This window comes from Nonomuraea sp. NPDC052129 (genome assembly GCF_040680095.1).
In the GTDB taxonomy this organism is placed as follows: domain Bacteria; phylum Actinomycetota; class Actinomycetes; order Streptosporangiales; family Streptosporangiaceae; genus Nonomuraea.
This window is the reverse complement of sequence record NZ_JBFAVX010000013.1, coordinates 166,938-187,005: the sequence shown is the minus strand read 5'-3', so window position 1 is coordinate 187,005 and position 20,068 is coordinate 166,938. Positions and strand designations below refer to the sequence as shown.

Genomic DNA, 20,068 nt, shown 5'->3' with positions numbered 1-20,068 from the left:
CGTGCGCCCCCCGGCAGCAGGCATGCTCGACAGGTCCGCATGATCCCCAAGGCGGGCGACAGGAACGACCATGCAAGCCGTGGAGGATTAAATGCGTCTGCGTCACCAAGACGGAACGCTGGTGCACCTCGCCTACAACGCAGGCGTACACCCGGCGGAGGACCTGGAAAACCTGATCGCCCACCTGACCCGCTACGCGGTGCCGGTGCGCAAGCGGCTCGGGGTCGAGCGCATGGGCGTCGGGCTGTGGCTCTCGCCCGGCGTGGCCGACCACCTGACGGCCGACCGCATCGAGCTCGTACGGCTGCGCAGGTCGCTGGAGGAGCGCGGCCTGGAGGTGGTGAGCCTCAACGGCACCGGCGGGCGCAACCTGGAGGTGCCCGGCCCCGACTGGGCCAAGCCGGAGCGCTACCGCTACACGATGGCGCTGGCCAAGATCCTCGCGTTCCTGCTGCCCGACGACGTACGCTTCGGCAGCATCTCCACCATCCCGATCGGCTGGCGCCACGACTGGCCCGCCGACCTGCACGCCATCGCCACCCGGCGGCTCGAACGGCTGGCCAGGGAGCTGCGCGGCATCTACAGCGTCACCGGCAAGACCATCCGCGTCGGCTTCGAGCCCTGGCCCGGCTGCGTGCTGGAGACGACGGAGCAGGCGCTGGAGCGGGTGTGCGGGATCGACTCCGAGCACCTGGGCGTCTGTCTCGACGCCTGCCACCTGGCCTGCGGCGACGAGGAGCCCGGCGCGGCACTGCGGGGGCTGGCCGCCGCGGGCGCGCCGGTGGTCAAGCTGGGGCACGTGCACAACCACACAGGGGATATCCCCAGCACGGGCGCGGTGCTGTACGACACGATGGCGGCGATGCTGTCGGGGGCCGTGAGCGGGAGCGCCCACATCGAGGTCGAGACGCACAACCTGGCGGTGCCGGGCCGCGCCAAGGGGCCGGGGGCGCTGGTGTCCCTGCTGGCCGAGCAGCTCGACTGGGCCCGCACCAGCCTGACCGGCCTGGGCCTGCAACTCGCCGCGTAGCCTCGCCGCGTCCGGTATGTGACCTGTGAACCGCACGCGGCGCTAACCGTTGCCAGAGGCGCGCCACCGTCTCGTAGTCGGGTCCGATCTCCCCAGGCGGCGGGGCCGGATAGACCGGTCAGGAGTGGGGCAGGCGGTAGGTGCCGTCGTCGAGGTGTTCGGCGAGGCCGTCCGTGATCAGGCCGTCCAGGGCGCGCTCCCGTTGCACCGGGTCGTCCCACACCACGTCGAGCGCCGCCTTGGGCACCGGGCCGTGGGCGGCTCGCAGTACGGCCAGCAGGCGGCCCCGGCACTGCCGGTCCGTCCCCGCGTACGTCTGGCCCTTGCGGGCCGGCCCGGTGTGCGGTGGTTTGCCGGCCAGGCGCCACGCGCACAGCTGAGCGATCGGGCAGTCGGCGCAGCGCGGCGTGCGAGCCGTACAGACCAGGGCGCCGAGCTCCATGACGGCCACGCCCCAGCGGGCGGCGCCGAGCTCGGGCAGGAGGGTCTCGGCCAGGCGGCGTTCGGCGGCGGAGGTGGCCGTCGGCGGGTACTCCTCGGCCCGTACCGCCCTCGCGAACACGCGCCGGACGTTGGTGTCGAGAACCGCGTGCCGCCCGCCGTACGCGAAGCTGGCGACCGCGGCGGCCGTGTACTCGCCGATGCCGGGCAGTGCCAACAGGGTCGCGTGGTCTGACGGCACCTCGCCGTCGTGCTCCTCGGTGATCGCCTTCGCGCACGCGTGCAGCCGCAACGCCCGGCGCGGGTAGCCGAGCCTGCCCCAGTGGCGTACGGCCTCACCGGGGAGCTCGGCCGCCAGGGCCTTCGGGGTGGGCCAGCGGTCCATCCACTCGTGCCAGATGGGCAGGACGCGGACGACCGGGGTCTGCTGCAGCATGATCTCGCTGACGAGCACACCCCAGGGTGTCGCGTCGGGGGTACGCCACGGGAGGTCTCGGGCGTTGTCCTCGTACCACTCCAGAACGGGGACGTGTAGGAGGTTCGGCTCAACCACGCGCCCTAGGCTATGCCGAGATGGCGACCAGCGGCGTGTCGTCACCCTCCGTGGCCAATGGATTACCATGCTGTGAGTATGGATCCGGATACGATGGGTGACGGCAGCGGAGACGTCTACTGGCGACGGCGCATGAGCGTGCTGGTAGCGGTTCTCGTCGTGGTGGCGGTTGTCGCTTGGGCGTGTTCCAGCGGGGGGAGTGGGCCGCAGCGTTCCTCCAGCGCGCAGACCTCCACGAGCGCGTCGCCGTCGACGGATCCACTGCTCGACGGCCTGCGCACCCTCACCATGGGCACGGCCACCCCCACGGTGTCGGCGTCGCCCACACCCAGCCCCAGCAAGGTCACGCTCACGCCCATGACCCGGCCCAAACGGCCGGGCGAGCCCTGCACCGAGGCCGACCTGGTGCTCAGCATGCAGGGCAAGCAGGACGTCTACGCGGCGGGCGCCCAGCCCAACTTCCTCATCAGCCTGGTCAACACCGGCCCCGTCATGTGCTTGGCCGATGTGGGTCCGCGCTCCATGGAGGTGCGCATCACCTCCGGGGAGGACCGGATCTGGTCGACCTCCGACTGTGTGAGTGGTGAGGCGACCGAGATCAAGCAGTTGCAGCGCGGGGTTCCGTGGGTGCGCTCGCTCGACTGGAACCGGCGCCGCTCCAGCAGCGACTGCCGTACGGACCCGCCGGCCGCCCTGCCGGGGACCTACGTGGCCGTGGTGCGCATGGGCAAGCTCAAAAGCCAGATGGGCGTCTTCCACCTCCGCTGAGGAGCGTCCCACCGAGTACGGCCGCACGGAGACCGCTCCAGGCGCGTCAGACGTACGGACGTTGCGCTGCGGGCGTGTCAGACGTAGCGCTCCAGGATGGAGGATTCCGCGAGGCGGGAGAGCCCCTCGCGGACGCTGCGTGCCCGGGACTCGCCGACGCCGCCCACCGCCTGGAGGTCGTCGATGCTGGCCGCCAGCAGCTTCTGCAGCCCGCCGAAGTGGTTGACCAGCCGATCGACCACGGTGGCGGGCAGGCGGGGCACCTTGGCCAGGAGGCGGAACCCGCGCGGGCTGACCGGGCTGTCGAGCGTCTCGTCGCCGCTGTGTCCCAGCACGTGGGCGACCGTCGAGAGGTCGAGCAGCTCCTCGCCCGAGAGCTGATCGAGGTCGTGCATGGCCTCCGCGAGGCGCCGGTGCCGGCGGCCGGCGGGGGCCGGGAGGTAGTCGCGGACGACCAGCTCGCGCTCCGAGTCGACGCCCGCCACCAGCTCGTCGAGCTGCAGTGACAGGAGCCGGCCGTCGGTGCCGAGCTCGACCACGTAGCCCTTGATCTCGTCGGAGATGCGCCTGACCATTTCCAGGCGCTGGGCAACGGCGGCCACGTCACGGACCGTCACCAGGTCTTCGATCTCCAGGGCCGACAGCGTGCCGGAGACCTCGTCGAGGCGGTGCTTGTAGCGTTCGAGCGTGGCGAGGGCCTGGTTGGCCTTGGACAGGATGGCCGCCGACTCCTCCAGCACGTAGCGGATGCCGTCGAGGTAGAGGGCGATGATCCGCATCGACTTGCTGATCGCGATGATCGGCAGGCCGGTCTGGCGGGCGACCCGTTGCGCGGTGCGGTGGCGGGTGCCCGACTCGTCGGTCGGGATGCCGGGGTCGGGCACCAGGTGCACGGCGGCGCGGACGATCCGCTGGCCGTTGCCCACGACGATCGCGCCGTCCATCTTGGCCAGCTCGCGCAGCCGCGTGGCGGAGAACTCGACGTCGAGCTCGAATCCGCCGCTGGACACCTCTTCGACCACTTTGTTGTAGCCGAGCACGATCAGGCCGCCGGTCTGACCGCGCAGGATCCGCTCCAAGCCGTCGCGCAGTGGTGTGCCCGGGGCCACGGAGGCCAGGGCTTCGCGACGGCGGTCGTCGAGACTCCTGTCGTTTGGCACCTGACCCCCGTGTCGAAATAGTCAAGCCAAGCTTAGCCGCGCTATGTGACGTGCGTGAGTGCGTCCCAGACGTTCTCCACCTCGACCACCTCGAAGCCCGCCGCGAACGCCACCGGTCCGACGGGCACCAGTGACCGCTGCCCATCCCGCTGCCCACCGCGCCGGCTGGTGCCTTGGTCGAGGGAGCCGGCGGGCACCAGCCCGCGCTTGAACCCCAGCCTCGCGGCCTCGCTCAGCCGTCGCCGGACGTCCTTCACCGGGCGCAACTCGCCGGACAGCCCCACCTCGCCCATGGCCACCAGCCCGGCCGGCAGCGGCTTGTCGCCGGCCGCGCTGGCCACCGCCAGCATCACCGACAGGTCGATGGCCGGGTCGGCCAGCTTGATGCCGCCGACGGTCGCGGTGAACACGTCGCAGCCCCCCAGCTTGGCGTTGAGCCGGCGTTCGAGCACGGCCAGGATCATCTGCACCCGATAGGTGTCGAGCCCCGAGGAGCTGCGTCTGGGCTGCTGCGCCTCGGTGCGGGCGACCAGGGCCTGCACCTCGGCCGGCAGCGGCCGGGTGCCCTCGACCGTGACGGTCACGCAGGTGCCCGGCACCGGCTGGCTGCGCCGCGAGACGAACAGCCCGCTCGGGTCGGTGATGCCCTCGATGCCGCGCTCGTGCAGGTCGAAGCAGCCGACCTCCTCGGTGGGGCCGAACCGGTTCTTGATCGCGCGGACCATCCGCAGCCGGGAGTGGCGGTCGCCCTCGAAGTTGAGCACGACGTCGACCAGGTGCTCAAGGGTGCGCGGACCGGCGATCGAGCCTTCCTTGGTGACGTGGCCGACGAGCACGGTGGCCATGTTGCGCTCCTTGGCCAGCCGTACGAGATTGGCGGCCACCTCTCGCACCTGCGTCACCCCGCCCGGCACGCCGGTGGCCTGCGCGGAGCCGACCGTCTGCACCGAGTCGACGACCAGCAGCTTGGGCTGGACCTTGTCGACGTGCGCGACCAGCGCCGACAGCTCGGTCTCCGCCGCGAGGTAGAGGTGGTCGCGGATGGCGCCGATGCGGTCGGCCCGCAAGCGGACCTGGGCCGCCGATTCCTCGCCCGTGACGTACAGCACGGTGTCGCGCTCGGCGATCCGGGCGGCCGCCTCGAGCAGCAGCGTCGACTTGCCGATGCCGGGCTCGCCGGCCAGCAGCACCACCGCCCCGGGCACCAGCCCGCCGCCGAGCACCCGGTCGAGCTCGCTCACCCCGGTCGTGCGCGCGGCCGCCATCTCGGCCTTGACCTGGCCGATCGGTATCGCCGGCGCGGTCGTCGCGCCGGCCTGGACGACGTGCACCCCGGCGCGCGCGCCCTCTTCATCGACCGTGCCCCACGCCTGGCACTCGCCGCACCGGCCCACCCACTTCGTGGTGCGCCACCCGCACTCGGCGCAGCGGTATCCGGGCTTCTGCGCAGACTTGACCATGCGGAGCAGGCTAGCGGGCCGCGCCGACAATCTTCACCAGGTGCGGGCGGTCAGGCCAGGCCCAGTTCGGCTTCGATCATGCGCTTCGGCTTGGCACCGACGACCTGCTTGACCGGCTGCCCGTTCTCGAACAGCAGCATCGTGGGCAGTCCCATGACGCCGTAGCGGGCCGAGATCTCAGGGTTCTCGTCGCTGTTGAGCTTGCCGATGGTCAGACCGTGCTCGGCCTCGATCTCCGCGAGTACGGGGGCGACCATGCGGCATGGTCCGCACCATTCGGCCCAGAAGTCGACGAGCACCGGCTGGTCGCTCTTGAGCACCTTCTCCTCGAAGTTCGCGGTGGTCAGCTCGATCATTTCTCTCCTCTAAGAACGCAACCAGGGCACGCCGCGCCCAGCTGGGCGGCGACCTCGGCGCGGCGGGCGAGCAGGACGCGGATCTCGTCGTCGATCTGGGCCAGCTTGCGCTGGTAGACGGCGACCGACTCGCTGCAGGAGCCGCCCGTGCTGTGGCCGGAGCGCAGGCAGTCGACGAAGGGCCGCGTGTCCTCCAGCGTGAATCCCACGGACAGCAGCGCCCGGATCTCGGACACCAGCTTGATGTCCTCCTCCGCGTAGTCGCGGTAGCCGTTGGAACCGCGTCTGGCCGTGAGCAGACCGTGCTCCTCGTAGTAGCGGAGTGATCGGGTGCTCACCCCGGTCCGTTCGGCCAGTTCTCCGATGCGCATGCCTCCACGGTAAACGTTGACACTGACGTCAATGTCAAGCGGTCTTGGTGCGGCGGCCCCCAGGTGGGTTCGTCACACGACCGTCTCGGTCCCTGTGGCGGTCCGTGGTGGTTGGTGCCCTTTAGGAGGGATACCCCCTCCGGGGGTGGCGGCTGAGGTCGGAGGTTCGTGGGCGCCGCACTGATCAGTACGAGTGCCAGCGCAGCACGTTCGGGTAGGGCAGTTCGAGGCCGGGTGTCTCCGCGATCGCCTGGGCGGCCACCTCGGGGGTGAACTCGATGCGCAACACCGCCTCCAGGTCGGCGCGGCGGGAGAAGGCCATCCGTAGGTCGAGTGGCTGCCGCTGCCACCCGTGGCGGTCCCAGAAGGACTCCACCGCTCTGGCGGAGTAGGTGGGCACCGTGTGCTGGAACCACCTGCCGAAGGCCCCACGGGTGGCGTCCAGGTCGATGACGAAGGCCGTGCCGCCCCGCCGTACGACCCTGGAGAGCTCCCGTAAGCCGGGCTCGCAGCCGGGGCCGAAGAAGTAGGCCCACCGCGCCACCGCGACGTCCACGGACGCCTCGGGCAGCGGCAGGGCCTGCGCGGTGGCGGCGTGGATCTCGACGGAGGGGAGCGTGGCGCAGCGGCGGCGGGCGAGCGCGACCAGGTCGCCGTGGGGCTCGACGCCGATCACCTTCGCCGCCTCGGCCGCGAAAACCGGTAGGTGGTAGCCGGTGCCGCAGCCGATGTCGAGCACCGTGGCGCCGTCCCAGGAGCGCAGGGCGCGCATCGCCGCGTTGGCGGCGCCGTCAGGGTCGACGGCGCGATTCTCCAGCTCGTAGACCTGGGGAGAGTTCCAGATGTTGGGGCTGGGGATGGCGCCTTTGGCGATCCGTGGCATGGTCCAACCGTAGGGCTCGCGCGCCAGATCGGCGTCACCGGCTTAGGCTGGCAACGTGGCTGACGTCATCCGAGTGCCCAGTGCGAAGATCGCATTGTCCACCGCTTCGGTATATCCAGAACGCACCCCCGACGCGTTCGAGCTGGCCGCGCGCCTGGGTTACGACGGGGTCGAGATCATGGTCGGCGCCGATCCCGTGAGCCAGGACATCGACGTGATCGAGCGGCTCTCGGAGCATTACGAACTCCCCGTGCTGGCCATCCACGCCCCCTGTCTGCTCGTCACGCAGCGCGTCTGGGGCCGCGATCCCTGGGCCAAGCTGGTCAAGGCCCAGAAGGCGGCCGAGCGGCTGGGCGCCTCGACGGTCGTGGTGCATCCACCGTTTCGCTGGCAGCGCGAATACGCGCGCGACTTCGAGGCCGGGCTGGCCCGCATGCGTGAGGAGACCGGGGTCACGTTCGCGGTGGAGAACATGTTCCCGCTCAAGGCCAGGGGCAACGACGTGGTCCCCTACTCGCCCGACTGGAACCCGACCGACTACGACTTCCCGCACGTCACGCTCGACCTGTCGCACACGGCCGTCTCGGGCACCGACGCCATGGAGATGGCCACCAAGCTCGGCGACCGTCTCGCGCATCTGCACCTGGCCGACGGCCTCGGTGTGACGAACAAGGACGAGCACCTCGTACCCGGCAGGGGCAACCAGCCGTGCGCGCCCATGCTGGAACGGCTGGCCAAGTCCGGCTACGGCGGTCTGGTCGTGCTGGAGATCAACACCCGCAAGGCCGCGAGCCGTACGGAGCGGATCGACGATCTGGCCGAGGCTCTCGCCTTCGCCCGCCTCTACCTGGCAGCCGCCCGATGAGCGTCGGACCGATGAGGAAACTGGGCAAGGTGTTCGACAGCGTCGCCGACGCCTACGACGCGGCCCGGCCGACATACCCGGACGAGATGTACCACGCGCTGTCGGAGGTGTCCGGCGTCGAGTTCGCCGGTGCGATGGCGGTCGACGTGGGCGCCGGCACCGGCATCCTGACGCGCGCGCTGCGGGCCCGGGGCTCACGGGTGATCGCGGTGGACGCGGGCGCGGAGATGCTGGCCCGCCTGCACTCGAAGGTCGAGGACGGCGGCACGGTCGCGGTGCTGGCCGATGGCAACGCGCTGCCGCTGACGGACGGGGTGGCCGATCTGGTGACCTACGCCCAGTCCTGGCACTGGCTCGACCCGGTGATCTCGATCGCCGAGGCCAGGCGGGTGCTGCGGCCCGAGGGGGCCATCGTGGGCTGCTGGAACTTCGCCCATGCCGCCCAGGCCGACTGGCTGGCCGCCTATGAGGTACGGCTGGCGGAGGCGTGCCCGACCTACTGGGGCCAGGCGCTGGAGGAGTGGTCCGTGCCGCCCATCGCCGCCGCCCTGGACGTGGTCGAGGAGCGCTGGATCGCCTGGACCAGGCTGATCGGCATCGAGGACTTCCTGCTGGATCTCCGCTCGCATTCCTACATGGCGGCACTGTCCCCGGAGGCCGCCGACGAGCTCGTCGCACGCCAGCGGACGGAGCTGCGCAAGGTCTTCCCAGAGGGCGTCATGCACGTGCCGATGCGCGTTTATCTGGTGGTCGGCCGGTGACGACCGAGCCCGCCGAGCGGAGCGAGGCAATGAACACAGCGAAGCGTCGACCGGGTAGGCGGCCGGGGTCTGCGGATACGCGAGGGGAGATTCTCGCCGCGGCTCGGCGCGTGTTCGCCGAGAAGGGGTTCGACAAGGCGACCGTGCGCGGCATCGCCAGGGAGGCCAAGGTCGATCCCGCCCTGGTGCACCACTACTTCGACACCAAGGAAGGCATGTTCGCGGCGGCGATGCGGCTGCCGGTCAGTCCCGAACAGGTCGTGCCGGTGCTGCTCGACGGGCCGCGCGAGGAGATCGGGGAGCGGCTCGTCCGGCTGCTCCTGACGGTGACGGCTCAGCCTGAGACGCGTGAGCCGATGATCGCGCTGATCCGATCGGCCATGACGAACCAGCGGGCCGAGATGATGTTCCGGGAATTCATCACCAACGCCCTGCTCTTCCGGGTCGCCGACCGGCTTGAGGTGCCGCCCCTGCGGATCGAGGCCGCCTTCGGGCAGATCTTCGGCGTCGTCATGGGTCGTTACGTGCTCAAGCTGGAGCCGCTGGCGAGCGCCGACCCCGAGGAACTGGTCGAACTGCTGGCCCCGACGATACAGCGCTACTTGACGGGGTAGAGCATTGTTCTGGGCGCGCCACCGGTCATAAGGTTACTAGTCAGTAGGATTCCGGAAGTGCCTGGCCGGTGACGTAACCGTACGCTGGCAGCCAACATCGTCAGTGGGAGGTCCCGTGCTCTGGGTGGCCATCATCGGGCTCGTCATGACCGTCCTGGCGGTCGCCGTGGCGGGCCGCAGGACGTTGTTCCTGTACAAACTCGCCACGGTGGGCCCGCCCGCGCCCGAACGGATCGAGTACGCGAAGACGCACGCCGCCGATGAGCTGAAGGCTCAGCTGGTGGAGGTGTTCGGGCAGAAGAAGCTGCTCAAGTGGACACCGTCCGGCGTCGCGCACTTCTTCGTGATGTGGGCGTTCTTCATCCTGCTGACCGTCTACATCGAGGCGTACGGCGCCATCATCCAGGGCGCGATCACCGGTGAGCCCGACTTCCACATCCCGCTCATCGGCACCTGGGCGGTGCTCGGCTTCCTGCAGGACTTCATCGCGGTGGCCTGCCTGCTCGGCCTGATCACCTTCGCCGCCATCCGGATCAAGAACTCCCCCAAGACGCTCGGCCGCGAATCCCGCTTCTCCGGCTCCCACCTCGGGGGCGCCTGGCTCGTCCTGTTCATGATCTTCAACATCATCTGGACGCTGTTCCTGGCCCGTGGCGCGGCGGCGGCCAACGGCAACTTCCCCTACTCCTCGGGCGCCTTCGCGTCGCTGGCCCTGGGCAAGATCCTGCCGGCCAGCTCGCTGCTGGAGGAGATCGCGCTGCTGCTGCACATCGGCTTCATGCTGGTGTTCCTGGTCATCGTGGTGCACAGCAAGCACCTGCACATCTTCACGGCGCCGCTGAACGTGCTGTTCTCCCGCCGCCCCGACGGCCTGGGCGGCGCGCCCGAGTTGCGCGTCGACGGCAAGCCCGTGGACTTCGAGGATGAGGACCTGGACCCGGAGCGGCTCGGCCGGGGCAAGATCGGCGACACCACCTGGAAGGGCTTCCTCGACTTCTACAGCTGCACCGAGTGCGGCCGCTGCCAGTCGCAGTGCCCCGCGTGGAACACCGACAAGCCGCTGTCTCCGAAGATGCTCATCCTCGACCAGCGCGACCACGCCTTCAAGGTGGCCCCCTACCTGATGGCCGCCTCCACCGAGCACGCCGACACCGACGTACTGGCGCTGCTGAACAAGCCGCTGGTCGGCGAGGAGGGCGTGATTCACCCGGACGTCCTGTGGTCCTGTACGAACTGCGGCGCCTGCGTCGAGCAGTGCCCGGTCGACATCGAGCACATCGACCACATTCTCGACATGCGCCGCTACCAGGTGATGGTGGAGTCGTCGTTCCCGTCGGAGGCGGGGGTGATGGTCAAGAACCTGGAGAACAAGGGCAACCCCTGGGGCATGTCCGAGATGAAGCGGGCCGACTGGATCTCCGAGCTCGACTTCGAGGTCGAGCTGGTCGAGGACAAGATGCCCGAGGACGCCGAATACCTGTTCTGGGTCGGCTGCGCGGGCGCGCTGGAAGACCGGGCCAAGAAGACCACCAAGGCCGTCGCGGAGCTGCTGCACATCGCGGGCGTGAAGTTCGCCGTGCTCGGCCCGATGGAGGCGTGCACCGGCGACCCGGCCCGCCGCCTGGGCATGGAATACCTGTTCAACATGCTCGCCCAGCAGAACATCGAGACGCTCAACGAGGCGGGCGTCAAGAAGATCGTCGCCACCTGCCCCCACTGCTTCAACACCTTGGCCAACGAATATCCGCAGCTCGGCGGCACCTACGAGGTCGTACACCACACGCAACTGCTGGCCAAGCTGGTCGACGAGGGGCTGCTCACCCCGATCACGCCGATCGAGGAGAAGATCACCTACCACGACCCGTGCTTCCTCGGTCGTCACAACAAGGTCTACTCCCAGCCCCGCGACATCATGTCGAAGGTGCCCGGTGTTCAGACCCAGGAGATGCACCGGCACAAGGACCGCGGTTTCTGCTGCGGCGCCGGCGGTGCCCGGATGTGGATGGAAGAGCGCATCGGCAAGCGCATCAACACCGAGCGGGTCGACGAGGCGCTGACCACGAATCCTGACACCGTCTCCACCGCCTGCCCGTTCTGCATGGTGATGCTCGGCGACGCCATCAACGAGAAGAAGAACACCGGCGAGGCGAAGGAGTCCCTCGAGGTCGTGGATGTGGCCCAGCTCCTGATCAAATCGGTTAAAAGCGGCTCCTGACGGGGGAATGTCGGACTCCTCTACAGCGCTTGTAGAGGAGTTCCGCACGTCAGGGGGCCCAAGTGGCGGAAAACTGCCATCCACATAACGGGAAAATCACGGTAACCTCAACGTCGCATGGCTTCATTCGACGGGGAGGGGGCTCGTGATGCGCGTCGTCGTCACAGACGCGGAAGTCACGCTCGCCGACGTGCTCTCCCTGCGACTCGCGATCGAGGAGCCGCTGAGGGAAGGCACAGAGCTCGTGCTCAGGCACCGTGCGACGGGGGTCGAACGGGACGTGTTGCTCGGTACACCGGGGGCCAGGACGCGGGAGGCCAGCCTGGCGGTGTCGCTGGCGCCGCTGATGCTCAGTCCCGGCCGCTGGGACGCCTACCTGCGCCGCGACGGCAAACGTTCGCGGCTGCGCAGCATCGACCCGGGCTTCTCGCTCGACCACCTCGACGCCTATGCCCTGTGCAAGCGGACTCTCGCCTATCGCTCCTATCGCACCCGTAACGGGTTCCTGGCGCTGAAGATCGCCGACGCCGAGCCCGCGGCGGAGGTGCGCTCGATCTGGTTCAGGGAGGGCCGGTTCGAGGTGATGGGCCTGCTCGCCTACACCGGCCTGGAAGACGACGACTCGCGCCACGAGGCCAGGCTGGCACTCCAGCGCGAGCAGCCCACCGGTACGACCATCCGCACGGTGGCCACCGTGCAGGGGGTGCGCTTCCACGCCGCCTTCTCCCTGGTTGACGTCGTCGAGGCCGATCCGGAGTCCTCGGGCGTCTGGGAGCCGTCGCTGGAGGTCGAAGGGGTGTCGACGCCCATGGCTCTGGGCGCGCGGCTCGACGACATCGACGGCAAGCGTCGCCGGCTGCACTACCCGTCCGCCAGAGTGGACGGGGTGGCCGTCCGACCCGCCTACACCGCCGAGGACGAGCTGCGGATCGAGGTGGGCCGGTGAAGGTCAGCATCGTCGTCTCGTCCGCGTACTCCATGCGCGGCGAGGTGCGCTCCACCCTCAACCTCGCCACCGCCCTTGCCGACCGCCAGCACGACGTCGAGGTGATCAGCCTCAGGCGGCACAAGGACAAGCCGTTCTTCCCCGTCAGCCCGAAGGTGGCTCTGCGCCCCGTGGTCGACGTCCGGCCCGGCGTCAGGCACCTGCTGCCGAGGGGGCAGGTACGCACCGAGGTGGCGCTCTGGCGGGTGCTGCGCGGCCTCAAGACCGATGTCCTCATCACCACCAGGCCGGGGTTGAGCGTCCAGGCGGCCAGGCACGCGCCACGGGAGACGCTGAAGCTCGCCAGGGAGTGGACGAACCCGGCGATACCCGGGCCCGTCAAACGCTTCTATCCGCGTCTCGACGCCGTCGTCACGGCCACGGAGAGCGCGCAGGAGGAGTGGGGCAGCCTGCTGGGCGAGGGGACGCCCGTACACGCCGTGCCGGACGCCCTGCCCGACGGCCCGTGGCCGCGCTCGCGGATGGACAACCGCATCGTCGCGGCGGGCGGCAGCTGGGAGCCCGTCAAGGCGTACGACAGGCTGATCCGGGCGTTCGCCACCATCGCCGACAAGCGGCCGGACTGGCAGCTGCGACTGTACGGCGGTGGCCCCGAGGAGCGGCGGCTGCGCGCTCTCGTCCGCGAGCTCGACCTGCACAACCACGTCTACTTCATGGGCGTCACTCCGGACCTGGCGGGCGAGTTCGCCAAGGCGTCGATCGTGGCCAACACCTCGAGCACCGCCGATCTCGGCATGACCGTGCTGGAGGCCATGGGCTGCGGGGTGCCGGTGGTGGCCTTCGACGGCGCCAGGGGGCCGAACGAGTTCGTGGCCACCGGCTACAACGGGGTGCTGGTGCCGTCGGCCGACGGCGGTCTGGAGATGTTCGCGGCCGCGCTGCTCGCGCTGATCGACGACGAGCGCCGGCGCCGCTCGCTCGCGGCGGGCGCGCTGGAGACGGCCATCCGGCACGAGGCGACTGGAGTGGGCGAACAGTGGGAGAAACTGATCAGCGACCTCCGCTGAGCGATTCCGCTTCCGGGTACCTTAGGAGCATGCATGGGTACAGCGGAGACAAGCAGGCATATCTGACGCGGCTCAGGCGCATCGAGGGGCAGATCAGGGGCCTGCAGCGCATGGTCGACGATGATGCCTACTGCATCGATGTGCTGACCCAGGTGTCCGCGGCCACGCGGGCGTTGCAGGCGGTGGCTCTCGGGCTGCTTGAGGAGCACATCTCGCACTGCGTGGCCGACGCCATCAACACCGGCGGGCCCGAGGCGGAGGCGAAAGTCAAAGAGGCGTCAGCGGCGATCGCGCGTCTCGTCCGTTCGTAGGAGACGGCGGGCTCAACTGACTAGTCATGTTGTGCCGTGGTGAACCATCCCCAAAAACGACCGTCCCGGACCCCACGGGATCCGGGACTAGGTCATTAGTGATGGTCTTCAGCGGCTCGCCGAAGTCCGCAATCCGAGCGCGTCGTCGAGCTCGTCCAAGGTCAGCCGCCGCTCGCTGATAGCGACGGCGGTGAGCACCTCGGCGTAGAGCGCAATCTCGTCCAACGCGACACGGTCGTGGACCCGAGAGTCCAGGTCGTCGTGCCCCACCGCGTCGTCCTTCCTTCCGCAGCCCACACCCTCTACGAGGTTACGGCGGGGGCCCTTCCGGCGACATGGCCCATCGGAGTCATTCCTTTCAACGCCACCTGGGCCCCACGGGGATCATTTCCCCAATCCGAGATCACAATTCAGCTAATGGAGCGTTGCCTCAAGTCTTAGAACGATATAGGCGGGGTTAGGGTGAAATATCGGTATTAGTGGTTTAGAAGGGCAAGTCATCGCGTTCGGGGATCAAGCGATGGACGAGCGCCGCCGCTCCCGCGAACCCGCGCTCCGGCACCCGCGCCCCCGTGACCCGGCCCCACGCCAGCCCGACGGCGTACGCGGCCCCCAGCACGGCCGCCGCGGCCGCCCGATCGGGCGGCTCGACACCGGACCCTGACGCCCGCGGCCCCTCCCGCACGGGCCGCTCCGCCTCAGACGCCCGCGGCACACCGAAGCCATGCGCCCCCTGCGCGCCGTGTGTGCCCGTTCCAGGGAGCGCATGGGCCCCTGTCTCGGGCATGGCGTGCGCGCCCGTTCCTGGCAGGGCGTGGGCTCCCGTCTCGGGCATGGCATGGGCGCCCGTACTTGGCAGGGCGTGCGCCCCTGTCTCAGGTACGGCGTGCGCGCCCGTCATCGGTACAGCCGCGTAGGCGCCCGTCTCCGGCGGCCCGGCGCGCCACGGATAGGGCAACGGCGCCCGCGTGGGGAAGCCCTCGGGCTGGGTGGTCTCCGCCGCCGAGGTGCTCGTCAGCCCCGCCCGGGCGAGCTCCTCGTACGCCCGCCGCAACCGATGGTCCAGGAACCCGGGAAGCAGCCCCCGCGAGTCGGAGAGGTCCGCCAGGAAGGCCGCCGCCGCCCGGGACGGCTCGGTGGTGAAGTCCAGCGCCTCCAGCAGGTCGTAGACGGTGTGGCGGAAGTGCGTCTCGGGGTCGGTCTCCACCAGCGCCGCCCGGCCCAGCCGCTCCGGCAGCCGGTCGAGCCACGCCTGCCGTACCGCGTGGTCGTCGCGCAGGGCCGCGCGGTCGTCGAGGTGCGGCTGCCGGAGCGTGGGCTCCACCATGGTGAGCAGCGCCAGCGCGCGCGGCCTGAAGCGAGGGTCGGACAGCAGGATCTGGGCCGTGTCGGCCATCGTGGCGGCCAGCCGGAGCGCGGCGCGGGAGTGGCCGGCGCGCAGCCGCTCGGAGACGAGCGTGACGAGGTCGAGCAGCGGCGGCGCGGGCAGCCAGCGCACCCATTCGTCACCGGGCAGCGGCCGCCGTAGGTATTCGCCGAAGGCCGTGATGAGCCGCTCGTTGCCGTCGAAGGCGGGCGCGTACGCGCACCACATGATCGTGCCCCAGATCGCGGCGACCGTGCTCGGCACGTCTCTGGCGAAGATCGCGTCGAAGGCGCTCAACGGATAGTCGCGCTCCGACCGGCGTTCCTCGGCTCGCAGCAGCCGCCGGATCTGATCGGTGAGCCCGGCGGGCACGTCGGGACCGACGAACGCCTGCGTGGAGCCCGGCTCGGCGGCGAAGTCCGGCCCTCGGGGGATCACCCGGACGGGCAGCACCGCGGCGGGGTGCCGGGCGTCGCGCGTACGAGCGTCTCTGGGCGGCGGCGACAGGTGCCAGCGGCCGTCGGCGGGGTCGTGCAGGTACCAGCGCGCGTGCGCCCCGAACAGCCACCGGTCCCCTTCGGGCGTCACCAGGGCCCTGGCCGCTATCACCTGGGCGCGATCGGGCACGGGGAGCCCCGGCCAGCGCGGGTCGGCGACCATCGCGCGGACCGTCGCCTCGACGGCGGTGAACGCATTCCAGGACCGCACGGCGGCCATCGTACTGGTCCGATCTGAATCAACAACGGGCTTTACCCGGCAGAATGTCCGCTATGAGGGCAACGCTAGTAGGGGTTCTGTCGGTCGTGGGTGTGCTCGCCGGGTGCGGTACGGCCACCTCGGTGCAGCCGTCCCCCACCGGCCCCGGCGTCCTGACCCTGAAGGAGGCCTTACCCCCCAAGCCCGGCGGAGAGGTGGGCTCGGCGTCGGACGAGTTCGACACCGCCAAGAATCTGTCGGTGTGGAGCAAGCTGAGCGACACCGAAAAGGACCTCGATCGGATCGCCAAACTCGATGTCAGTACGACCACCAAGGGCTCGCTGTACTTGGAGCCCAAGGTTTCCGCCTGGTTCGACGGCTTCCGGGGCCCGTTCGTCTACCAGGAGCTCGCCGGGGACATCGTCATGCACGCGCGGCTCAAGGTCGAGGGCAAAAAGGGCGCCACGCCCACGCAGAAGTTCTCGCTCGGCGGCCTGATGGCCAGGGTGCCCAATTCGTCCGGGAGCGCGAACTGGCTGTCGTTGACCACCGGCACGGCCGACACGAGCGGCCAACTGGAGATGACGTACACCAGGAACGGCAGTTCCGCGCCGAAGGAGGTCAAGGTCAAGACCGGCTGGGTGGAGCTCGTCCTGGCCAGGGTCGGGACCGCCGCGGTGGCCCTGTACAAGGAGGACGGCGGCGCCTGGAAGGTCGGCCAGCGGTGGCCGGCGGAGCTGCCCGAGGTGCTGCAGTGGGGCATGACCGCCTACACCGACTGGAACAGCTACAACACCCTCAAGAAGGACCCCGCCAAGGGCAACGCCCAGCAGGTCAAGGGCACGCCCGACGTCAAGATGACCGTCGACTTCGTCCGGTTCCTCCGGCCTGAGCTGCCCGACTACGCGGACGCGCTCAACACCGCCTCGGTGCCGGACGACGTCCTGATCAAAGTGCTGACGCCGTCCGGTGCCTGAGCGCCTTGGCCTGGTAGTTGTCCGGCGTGCGGGCGAAGCTCGCCCGGTCGTCGTCGGTGAGCTCGCGCACGATCTTCCCCGGCACCCCGGCGACCAGCACCCCGGCCGGGATCTTCTTGCCCGGACCGATCAGGGCGCCGGCCGCGACCAGGGTGCCCGCGCCGACGCGGGCGCCGCCGAGCACGATGGCGCCGATGCCGATCAGCGCACCGGCTTCGACATGGGCGCCGTGCACCATGGCCTTATGGCCGAGACTGACCCGGTGCTCCAGGACCGCCGGCTCGCCTGGGTCAGAATGGAGGCAACACAGATCCTGTACGTTGCACTCCTCGCCGATCTCTATCCGCTCGTCGTCACCCCGGAGAACGGAGCCGTACCAGATGCTGGACGCCCGGCCCACCCGAACCCTGCCCACCACGACGGCGCCTGGCGCGATGTACGCCTCGGGATGAATGTCCGGGACTGCTCCGTTGTCCAATGCTGCGATGTACACCCGTCACATCGTAATTCCCGCCCCAGGTCTGGTGTTCCGGTTGCGGACGTGGGCAGATGGCAGGAAAGTCGATTCCTGACGTCTCGACGCCAGACCCTTACAAGTTGCCGGTTTCCCCCGCCTCACGCAAACCCTTAGGTAACCCCCATGACAAACCAGCACGAGAGCATTCCCGATCTGATGCAAGAGGACACCTTCGAAGTCGTGATGCGCGGCTACAACCGCCGTCAGGTGCACGACTACATGATCCGTACCCGTAACCAAGTCCGAGATCTGGAAGAGCGGCTGGCGCGGGCGATCGACCAGGCCGAACAGGGCCGTGTCGAGCTGGCGGAGGCCAGGCGGCGCATGGTGGAGGCGCCGCAGAGCTACGAGGACCTCAGCCCCAGGCTGGCGCAGATCCTCCGGCTGGGAGAGGAGGAGGCCGCCGCCAAGAAGGAGGACGCGGAGGCCGAGGCCGTCAGCGTGCGTGACGCCGCCAAGTCGGAGGCCGACCGGCTGGTCTCTTCGGCACGTGAGACGTCGGACAACATGCTCACCTCCGCCCAGTCGGAGGCGGAGCGGCGCGTGGGCGAGGCGACGGCGGCCGCCGAGCGCATGCTGGCCCAGGCGGGTGCCGACGCCGAGGAGAAGCTGACCAGCGCCCGCACAGAAGCCGAGGACACCCTGCGCGAGGCGCGGGCCGAGGCCGACAGCGTGCTCACCTCCGCCAAGCAGGAGGCCGAGCAGCTCGTCGGGTCCGCGAGCGCGGAGGCCGAGCGGACGCTCGCTAACGCTCACGCCGAGGCCGAGTCGACGCTGGCGGCGGCCCAGCAGCGGGCCGAGTCGCTCGACGAGCACGCGGGGCGTCGCGTCGAATACCTGAGCAACACGCACACGGAGGTCGTACGGAGGCTGACCGAGATCAGCTCCGTGCTCGGCGACCTCATGCAGACCGAGGACAAGGCGGGTCCGCTCGTCCTCGAGCCGCCCACCGCGCCCGAGCCCGCCGCTCTGGAGGCCGCTCCGCAGGAGGACCAGGAGACCCAGCAGGTCGACCAGGTTGCCCAGGTCCAGGAGTTCCAGGAGGTCCACGAGCCGGAGCACGTTCCGACGCCGCAGGATGAGGTGCGGGTCATCGTCGAGGACAACCCGGCCGAGCGGACGGCGGAGGTCGAGCGGCCCGTCTCGGACGACACGGACGTCGACATCATCGGCCGCCTCTCGGACGTCCGCCGCTGACCGAGGGGATCCCCCTTCGGGGAGCGGAGTACCCGACCACACCGAAACCCCGGCATCGACCAGCCTCAACAACTCATCGCACTCACGCGATGCCCCCTCCGACAACGACATGGTCGTCGCAACTCCTCAGATCGAGGTGTTGCGACGACCACATGAACCCGAGATGTGGTGGGGCCCTTTTCACGTCCCACGGGCGGAAGCCCCCGCCCCCGATCGGGTCGGAGGCTTCCGCGATCGTGGCCCCTATGGGGGCCCGGTGCCGGGGCCGCCGAGTCGCTGGACCCGGCACCGGGCTGCTCGCGAGCGTCCGCGGCGCACCGCTGGAGCGGTCCGTCGCGACGCGGTCATGGAGGCGCGGGACCGGCTCGCGGCACGTGCTCGTCGGCCCTGCTCTCCTGGTCCCGGAGTTGCTCGCGCAGGCTCTCCGGGTCGTCGGCGTCGATGGTCATCGCACACCCGGCCTCGCGCTGCGCGGCGCTGAGCGGGTGATGTCGCGTGGCCCACCAACGGCCGGCGTCGCTCCGCCAGATGGTCCACAGCGCGAACTCCCGGGCGATGTCGGCTAGATGCCGATCAAAGGACATCTGATCATCCCTCCGGGACCCGCGCAGGTTCCATCTCCTTGAAGACTGCGTCACATCTCTAGAGAAGACAATGATCGCAAGGGACAGGTCAACCTATCGCTTGACATTTCTGCTTGACCTAGGCGTCGAAGTCGTACTGAAGTACGTACGCCGCCGAGTCCAGCACCATCTCGTTGAGCTCGACGGGCTGGCCGTTCGCGCTGTAGGCGGTCCGGGTGATCACGATCACCGGAGTGCCGCCGGGCAGGTCGAGCAGCCCGGTCTCGCGCGGTCCCGGCATCCTGGCGCGCACTTCCTCGGTGAAGTGGGCGGGTGGCAGGCCGAGATCGCGCAGCCGCGCGTACACGCCGCCCGGTCCCGTGTCGGGGGCGGTGATGGCGCTGCCCTCGACCAGACCGGCGGGGAAGTACGAGGTGGCCAGCTGCACGGGCCGGGCGTCGACCGAGTAGCGGCGCCGCCGTACCCACACCTCGCCGCTTTCTAGGACGCCCGCGACCTCCTCGCGCGCCCGCTCGCGCGCCACCTCCACCTCGTCCACGGTGAAGGGCCGGCCGCGGGTGTCGGCGTCCCAGATGGTGCGGCCCTGACCCCATTGCTCACGGGAGAGCCGGCGTGACCCATGCCGGCGTATCGGTTTGAACAGTCGCACGTAGACCCCCGAGCCTCGCTTCGGTACCGCCAGCCCCTCGTTGATCAGTACGGCGAGCGCCTGCCTGGCGGTGGCGCGGGCGATCCCGTATTCGGCCATGAGCGTGTTCTCGCCCGGTAGCCGATCCCCGTCGCGCAGTTCGCCGGACAGGATCCGGGAGCGGAGACCGTCGGCGATGCGTCGATAGATCGGGGGTTCGTGGGATACCGGGACTTCAGACACGTTCGACCACCCTCTGTCACCAACCCGTATGGCGTCTCCAGAGAACTTGCCCCGTCTTG

The 20,068-nt window shown here is 69.7% G+C and carries 22 protein-coding genes; 11 read left to right on the top strand and 11 right to left on the bottom strand.

All coding sequences use genetic code 11. From position 1 onward, the window contains the following. The first annotated feature begins 91 nt into the window (after positions 1–91). On the top strand, positions 92–1,030 hold the full coding sequence (locus AB0L53_RS27960; protein WP_363999633.1) for a TIM barrel protein: 939 nt from the start codon (positions 92–94) through the stop codon (positions 1,028–1,030). A 118-nt stretch (positions 1,031–1,148) separates the two neighbouring features. On the opposite strand, the gene AB0L53_RS27955 is transcribed toward AB0L53_RS27960, so the two are convergent. Then, the gene (locus tag AB0L53_RS27955) at positions 1,149–2,024 is read right to left on the bottom strand and encodes an A/G-specific adenine glycosylase (protein ID WP_363999630.1); all 876 of its coding nucleotides are present in this window, start codon (positions 2,022–2,024) and stop codon (positions 1,149–1,151) included. A 78-nt stretch (positions 2,025–2,102) separates the two neighbouring features. Here AB0L53_RS27955 and AB0L53_RS27950 point away from each other — a divergent pair, with 78 nt between their 5' ends. Beyond that, positions 2,103–2,792 carry a hypothetical protein gene (locus AB0L53_RS27950; protein WP_363999627.1) on the top strand — a complete coding sequence of 230 codons (690 nt, stop codon included), beginning with the start codon at positions 2,103–2,105 and terminating at the stop codon, positions 2,790–2,792. Between the two features lie 77 nt (positions 2,793–2,869). On the opposite strand, the gene disA is transcribed toward AB0L53_RS27950, so the two are convergent. From disA to AB0L53_RS27925, 5 genes are all read right to left on the bottom strand, one after another. Then, positions 2,870–3,952, bottom strand: a complete 1,083-nt coding sequence (gene disA / locus AB0L53_RS27945; protein ID WP_357938822.1) for a DNA integrity scanning diadenylate cyclase DisA — start codon at positions 3,950–3,952, stop codon at positions 2,870–2,872. Between the two features lie 41 nt (positions 3,953–3,993). Then, a complete protein-coding gene (gene radA, locus AB0L53_RS27940; protein WP_358176182.1) occupies positions 3,994–5,412 on the bottom strand; it encodes a DNA repair protein RadA in 1,419 nt (472 codons plus the stop codon). A gap of 50 nt (positions 5,413–5,462) precedes the next feature. After that, positions 5,463–5,768 carry a thioredoxin gene (trxA, locus tag AB0L53_RS27935; RefSeq protein WP_358431185.1) on the bottom strand — a complete coding sequence of 102 codons (306 nt, stop codon included), beginning with the start codon at positions 5,766–5,768 and terminating at the stop codon, positions 5,463–5,465. Beyond that, positions 5,765–6,139: a MerR family transcriptional regulator gene (locus AB0L53_RS27930; RefSeq protein ID WP_357938828.1), complete on the bottom strand. Its 375-nt coding sequence runs from the start codon at positions 6,137–6,139 to the stop codon at positions 5,765–5,767. The genes trxA and AB0L53_RS27930 overlap by 4 nt, the downstream gene beginning before the upstream one ends. A gap of 184 nt (positions 6,140–6,323) precedes the next feature. Beyond that, entirely contained in the window at positions 6,324–7,022 is a 699-nt protein-coding gene (locus AB0L53_RS27925; RefSeq protein ID WP_363999621.1) for a class I SAM-dependent methyltransferase, read from the bottom strand. 55 nt (positions 7,023–7,077) lie between these two features. Here AB0L53_RS27925 and AB0L53_RS27920 point away from each other — a divergent pair, with 55 nt between their 5' ends. The 7 genes from AB0L53_RS27920 (at position 7,078) to AB0L53_RS27890 (ending at position 13,801) form a co-directional block, all read left to right on the top strand. Continuing rightward, positions 7,078–7,887 carry a sugar phosphate isomerase/epimerase gene (locus AB0L53_RS27920; RefSeq protein ID WP_357938832.1) on the top strand — a complete coding sequence of 270 codons (810 nt, stop codon included), beginning with the start codon at positions 7,078–7,080 and terminating at the stop codon, positions 7,885–7,887. Between the two features lie 11 nt (positions 7,888–7,898). Continuing rightward, positions 7,899–8,648 (top strand): class I SAM-dependent methyltransferase, encoded by a 750-nt coding sequence (locus AB0L53_RS27915; RefSeq protein WP_363999618.1) that lies wholly within the window; start codon positions 7,899–7,901, stop codon positions 8,646–8,648. 29 nt (positions 8,649–8,677) lie between these two features. Then, positions 8,678–9,262 (top strand): TetR family transcriptional regulator, encoded by a 585-nt coding sequence (locus tag AB0L53_RS27910; RefSeq protein ID WP_363999615.1) that lies wholly within the window; start codon positions 8,678–8,680, stop codon positions 9,260–9,262. A gap of 115 nt (positions 9,263–9,377) precedes the next feature. Then, positions 9,378–11,477, top strand: a complete 2,100-nt coding sequence (locus AB0L53_RS27905; protein ID WP_363999612.1) for a (Fe-S)-binding protein — start codon at positions 9,378–9,380, stop codon at positions 11,475–11,477. 148 nt (positions 11,478–11,625) lie between these two features. Next, on the top strand, positions 11,626–12,423 hold the full coding sequence (locus tag AB0L53_RS27900) for a hypothetical protein (protein WP_363999609.1): 798 nt from the start codon (positions 11,626–11,628) through the stop codon (positions 12,421–12,423). Further along, positions 12,420–13,490: a glycosyltransferase gene (locus AB0L53_RS27895; RefSeq protein WP_358533504.1), complete on the top strand. Its 1,071-nt coding sequence runs from the start codon at positions 12,420–12,422 to the stop codon at positions 13,488–13,490. Before AB0L53_RS27900 ends, AB0L53_RS27895 begins: the two co-directional genes overlap by 4 nt. Positions 13,491–13,519: 29 nt before the next feature. Continuing rightward, entirely contained in the window at positions 13,520–13,801 is a 282-nt protein-coding gene (locus tag AB0L53_RS27890; protein ID WP_080044376.1) for a metal-sensitive transcriptional regulator, read from the top strand. A gap of 108 nt (positions 13,802–13,909) precedes the next feature. Here AB0L53_RS27890 and AB0L53_RS27885 read toward each other — a convergent pair whose 3' ends face one another. Further along, a complete protein-coding gene (locus AB0L53_RS27885) occupies positions 13,910–14,098 on the bottom strand; it encodes a hypothetical protein (protein ID WP_363999844.1) in 189 nt (62 codons plus the stop codon). Positions 14,099–14,285: 187 nt separating this feature from the next. Continuing rightward, positions 14,286–15,875 (bottom strand): hypothetical protein, encoded by a 1,590-nt coding sequence (locus tag AB0L53_RS27880; RefSeq protein WP_363999605.1) that lies wholly within the window; start codon positions 15,873–15,875, stop codon positions 14,286–14,288. A gap of 62 nt (positions 15,876–15,937) precedes the next feature. On the opposite strand from AB0L53_RS27880, the gene AB0L53_RS27875 reads away from it, so the two are divergent. Next, positions 15,938–16,840, top strand: a complete 903-nt coding sequence (locus AB0L53_RS27875; protein WP_363999602.1) for a hypothetical protein — start codon at positions 15,938–15,940, stop codon at positions 16,838–16,840. Here the strand turns inward: AB0L53_RS27875 and AB0L53_RS27870 are convergent. Continuing rightward, positions 16,812–17,333: a gamma carbonic anhydrase family protein gene (locus tag AB0L53_RS27870; protein WP_357938848.1), complete on the bottom strand. Its 522-nt coding sequence runs from the start codon at positions 17,331–17,333 to the stop codon at positions 16,812–16,814. The genes AB0L53_RS27875 and AB0L53_RS27870 overlap by 29 nt on opposite strands. A 147-nt stretch (positions 17,334–17,480) precedes the next feature. On the opposite strand from AB0L53_RS27870, the gene AB0L53_RS27865 reads away from it, so the two are divergent. Further along, a complete protein-coding gene (locus AB0L53_RS27865; RefSeq protein ID WP_363999598.1) occupies positions 17,481–18,554 on the top strand; it encodes a hypothetical protein in 1,074 nt (357 codons plus the stop codon). Positions 18,555–18,898: 344 nt separating this feature from the next. Here AB0L53_RS27865 and AB0L53_RS27860 read toward each other — a convergent pair whose 3' ends face one another. Together AB0L53_RS27860 and AB0L53_RS27855 are read right to left on the bottom strand one after the other, a co-directional pair. Next, positions 18,899–19,138 carry a hypothetical protein gene (locus AB0L53_RS27860; protein WP_363999595.1) on the bottom strand — a complete coding sequence of 80 codons (240 nt, stop codon included), beginning with the start codon at positions 19,136–19,138 and terminating at the stop codon, positions 18,899–18,901. 118 nt (positions 19,139–19,256) lie between these two features. Beyond that, on the bottom strand, positions 19,257–20,009 hold the full coding sequence (locus tag AB0L53_RS27855) for a GntR family transcriptional regulator (RefSeq protein ID WP_363999592.1): 753 nt from the start codon (positions 20,007–20,009) through the stop codon (positions 19,257–19,259). Between the last annotated feature and the right edge of the window lie 59 nt (positions 20,010–20,068).